Source organism: Aeromonas sp. HMWF017, from assembly GCF_003061465.1.
In the GTDB taxonomy this organism is placed as follows: Bacteria; Pseudomonadota; Gammaproteobacteria; order Enterobacterales; family Aeromonadaceae; genus Aeromonas; species Aeromonas veronii.
In genome coordinates this window covers 60,449-64,281 of sequence record NZ_QAJD01000145.1, presented here as the reverse complement: position 1 = coordinate 64,281, position 3,833 = coordinate 60,449, and the positions used below count along the sequence as shown (strand labels likewise).

Here is a 3,833-nt window from a genome sequence, read left to right as displayed (position 1 = left end):
CGATAATCTTCCCTTCATCCATAAAGAGCACCCGATCCGCCACCTGACGGGCAAAGCCCATCTCGTGGGTAACGCAGATCAGGGTCATCCCCTCGTCAGCCAGCTCGCGGATCACATCGAGCACTTCGCGGATCATCTCGGGGTCGAGGGCGGAGGTGGGCTCGTCAAACAGCATCAGCTCGGGTTGCATGCAGAGGGAGCGGGCGATGGCGACCCGCTGCTGCTGGCCGCCGGAGAGCTGGTGTGGGTACTTGTCGGCCTGCGCCTGAATGCGTACCCGCTCGAGCAGCCCGAGCGCCCGGGCTTTGGCCTCCTGAGGTTGCAACCCCAGGGTATGCACCGGTGCCACCATCAGGTTTTCCAGCACCGTCATATGGGGGAAGAGGTTGAACTGCTGAAACACCATGCCAACCCGACCTTGCAGGCGGCGCAGGTAGGAAGGGGTCACCGGCTCGCCAAACAGGAACAGCTGGCCGCCGTCGATCCCCTCCAGCCCGTTGATGGTGCGGATCAGGGTCGATTTCCCCGAGCCTGACGGGCCACAGATGACCCACTTCTCTCCCCGTTCAATGGTGAGATCGATGTGATGAAGAGCCTGAAAGTCGCCATAGAATTTGTCGACGCCACAAAAGCGCACACAGGGTTGCGAGCTGGTCAAGAAGCGGGTTCCACTGAGAATCATTTACGCCATGGTATTGATTTTATAGGGGGATGACAAAGAAAACCCCCTTGTCAGTATCCTGATGCCTATTCACAATGGCGCCATTTCGTGATGACAGGAGCTTTTCATGCGTATTACATCCTTGCTTGCCGGTTCGCAGGTGCAACTGTTGATGCCGCCCGCGGTTCGCTATCGCTGCGTCATTTTTCTGCTGTTGCTGGTGAGTTGGGGCGTGGTGGCGGCCTCCTTGTGGGATGGCTGGGGCGCCATGGCGCTGCTCAACTGGGTGGGCGTGGTCTTTGGTGGCATCACCGGGATCATGGTGTCGCTGCCCCGCAGCTGGCAGCCCTGGCGCCTGGCGGAGCTAGGGTGGGACGAACAGCATATCTATCTGCTCAATGGCAACAAGGATGAGGCGCTGGCGCTGCCCCGCAACCAGCTGGTGGCGCTCGAACGGGAGCGGCGAGTGGGCCACGACGGCCAGTGGCTCGACTTCAGCCTCGATCTGCAACTGAGTGAAGAGGAGCTGGCGGCGGCCGTGGCCTTGCTGGATCTCAAGGCGGGGGAGCTGCATCTGGTGAGCCCGTCAGTCTATCGCTTCGGCTTTAAACGGGCCTGGCACGGTCGCCGGATGCTGGCGCAACGGTTGTCAGATCTGCAATCGGCCTGAGTCGACTATTTTCTCGACAATTCCCGGCAAAGCTCAGATACTGCCAGTGACTCGAATTGATCTTGTCTGCACTGTTAACCCAAGAGATCAATCACTTGACGACAGTGTGGAGAAGGCCACGGCATGAAGCCATGGCAGGTCCGGCATAGGGGTTGTGCCCTTACCGTTATGCTGGGAATTGCATAGAGAAGGCACCTTGAATCGAGAGTGGATGGCATGAAGATTTACGTAGGAAATCTGTCGTACCGGATGACGGCCGACGAACTGAAAACCCTGTTCAGCCAGTTTGGACAGGTCGACAAGGTTGATATCATCATCGACCGCGATACCGGCCAGTCAAAGGGGTTTGGTTTTATTGAAATGCCGGTCAATGGCGATGCCGAAAAGGCCATCGCGGGTCTGCATGGCACGGAAGTCGGTGGCCGTACCATCACCGTCAACCAGGCCAAACCGAAGACAGATGCTCCCCGTGGTCGCCCGCAACAGCGCCATCGCTAAGGTGCCTTTGCAATGAAAAACGGCATGGGTTTCCCCATGCCGTTTTTGTTTCTGGATGTTTTGCTGTTATCAGGGTACGTCGTAACCGAGCGCCGCCTTGCGGATGCGGAACCACTGCTGGCGGTTTAGCTCGATGGATTCGGCTGCCACGGCGGCGGCAATCCGCTCCCGCTTGCCGGAGCCAATCAATGGCAGCGGCTGGCTCGGCAGCATCATCACCCAGGCGTAGACAACCTGCTCGATAGTCTGGGCGCCCACTTCGTGGCGTATCTGCTCCAGCTCGGCGCGCAGCGGGGCAAAGGCGTCATCGCTGAACAGTCGGCCGCCGCCGAGACATGACCAGGCCATCGGCTTGATGCCAAGCTGCTGGCACTGATCCAGGGTGCCATCGAGGGTCCCTTCCTGATGAAGCGGCGAGATCTCCAGCTGGTTGGTGACCAGCGGGAAGGGGAGGCGCGATTGCAGCAGCTCGAACTGTCGGGCGGTGAAGTTGGATACCCCGGCGTGCTTGATCTTGCCCGCCTGTTTCAGGGTGATAAAGGCGTCGGCCACTTCATCTGCGTTCATCAGGGGATCCGGGCGGTGGATCAGCAGCAGGTCCAGATGGTCGGTGCCGAGCTTGCGCAGCGAGGCCTCGGCGCTGGCGATGATATGGTCCTTGCCGGTGTTGTAGTGGTTGAGAGCATGCTCCGGCTTGGCGGTGAGGGCGATGCCGCACTTGGTGACAATCTCCATCCGCTCGCGCAGAGAAGGTTCGAGGCGCAGGGCGTGGCCAAAGGCCTCTTCGCACTGATAGCCACCATAGATATCGGCGTGATCGATGGTGGTGACCCCCAGATCCAGATGATATTTCATCAGGTCGAGTAGAGCGGCCGGAGAGAGCTGCCACTCCATCAGGCGCCAGTAACCCATGATGAGGCGAGAGAAAGTGGGGCCTTGCGGATGCAGGGCGACACGGGATACAGACATGGTTGACTCCTTGAAAAACACGATGCGAAAACGATGTGCAACATAGATGACTGCGGGCATCTTGGCCTCATGTGGCTGGCAAAGCAATAATGGGCAGTGGCATGATTCGAACTTTGGTTCTGACCGCAGAGTAGGGGAGAGAGTTGGATGGAAGGATTTGCCGAGCGCTTGCAGAGCCTGATCGGGGAGATGAGCGTGAGCGCCTTTGCCCGCAAGGTGGGGCTCAGTGAAGCGCTGATCCGCAAATATTTGAAGGGAGCCGAGCCTGGCCTGGCGCGGGCCAACCAGATCGCCATGGGGGCTAACTGTTCGCTGGAGTGGCTGGCGACCGGATGCGGTTATCTCTACCGTCAGGCGGAAGTGGTAGACAGGGAAGCGCTGGCCGCGGCACAGCAACTGCTGGGCGAGCAGCAACCCGGGGTGGGGTGGCCGGATGAGGAGACGCTGGTCACCCTGCTCGCCTATTACCAGTTTTTGCGTACCCACAAGAAAGCGGACGGTTTTCTCGATCTGGCGCTGGCGCGGGAGTTTGGTCGCCATCTGGGGGAAGCGTGATGAGGGGCATATTACCCTTTGGTCGTGTCACGGCCGGTTGAGTATTCTGATACGCTCTAAGCAAGATAACTCTCCATGGAATGGGCGATGAGCTACTTGATCCTCGGAAGCGGTGCGCTGGGCTCGGCGCTGGCAAGAGAGCTGATGGCAAGGGGGGAGTCCTTCCTTCTGGCTGGGCGCACCTATCCAAAAGGGATCGAGATGGGGGCCTTCTTCCCGCTGCAAGAGGTGGACGCCATCTCGTTCGACGCCCTGTTTACCCTCTACGACACCGATCCGCTTCCCACTGTGGTGATCAACACCATCGGCCTGTTGCACGATGTCAGCTTTATGCCAGAGCGGCGGGTCGAAGAGGTGCACCCCAAGTGGCTGTGCGACAGCCTGCTGGCCAATGCCTGGCCAACACTGGCGCTGGCTGCCCGTTTCAGTCGGTTGATGGGCAATGACCATCCGCTGTGGCTCTGTGCCATCTCCGATCTG

Annotated in this window: 5 protein-coding genes and 1 pseudogene; 4 read left to right on the top strand and 2 right to left on the bottom strand. The window is 59.5% G+C overall.

All coding sequences use genetic code 11. From position 1 onward, the window contains the following. Nucleotides 1–682 (bottom strand): amino acid ABC transporter ATP-binding protein (locus DBR30_RS15140; RefSeq protein WP_108588412.1); only part of this gene is annotated, 682 nt, incomplete at its 3' end. A gap of 106 nt (nucleotides 683–788) precedes the next feature. On the opposite strand from DBR30_RS15140, the gene DBR30_RS15135 reads away from it, so the two are divergent. Next, a complete protein-coding gene (locus DBR30_RS15135) occupies nucleotides 789–1,331 on the top strand; it encodes a hypothetical protein (RefSeq protein ID WP_108541372.1) in 543 nt (180 codons plus the stop codon). A gap of 216 nt (nucleotides 1,332–1,547) precedes the next feature. After that, the gene (locus DBR30_RS15130; protein WP_005337180.1) at nucleotides 1,548–1,829 is read left to right on the top strand and encodes an RNA recognition motif domain-containing protein; all 282 of its coding nucleotides are present in this window, start codon (nucleotides 1,548–1,550) and stop codon (nucleotides 1,827–1,829) included. 69 nt (nucleotides 1,830–1,898) lie between these two features. Here the strand turns inward: DBR30_RS15130 and DBR30_RS15125 are convergent, their stop codons facing one another. Continuing rightward, nucleotides 1,899–2,798 (bottom strand): aldo/keto reductase, encoded by a 900-nt coding sequence (locus DBR30_RS15125; RefSeq protein ID WP_108588413.1) that lies wholly within the window; start codon nucleotides 2,796–2,798, stop codon nucleotides 1,899–1,901. 147 nt (nucleotides 2,799–2,945) lie between these two features. Between DBR30_RS15125 and DBR30_RS15120 the strand changes: the two genes are divergently transcribed. Further along, the gene (locus DBR30_RS15120) at nucleotides 2,946–3,353 is read left to right on the top strand and encodes a helix-turn-helix domain-containing protein (protein ID WP_108541798.1); all 408 of its coding nucleotides are present in this window, start codon (nucleotides 2,946–2,948) and stop codon (nucleotides 3,351–3,353) included. 87 nt (nucleotides 3,354–3,440) lie between these two features. Continuing rightward, nucleotides 3,441–3,833, top strand: a pseudogene (locus DBR30_RS22280) (short-chain dehydrogenase); the annotation flags it as partial.

Coding starts and splice junctions, on each gene's coding strand:
- DBR30_RS15120 (WP_108541798.1), top strand. CDS start 2,946: ATGGAAGGATTTGCCGAGCGCTTGCAGAGCCTGATCGGGGAGATGAGC.
- DBR30_RS15125 (WP_108588413.1), bottom strand. CDS start 2,798: ATGTCTGTATCCCGTGTCGCCCTGCATCCGCAAGGCCCCACTTTCTCT.
- DBR30_RS15135 (WP_108541372.1), top strand. CDS start 789: ATGCGTATTACATCCTTGCTTGCCGGTTCGCAGGTGCAACTGTTGATG.
- DBR30_RS15130 (WP_005337180.1), top strand. CDS start 1,548: ATGAAGATTTACGTAGGAAATCTGTCGTACCGGATGACGGCCGACGAA.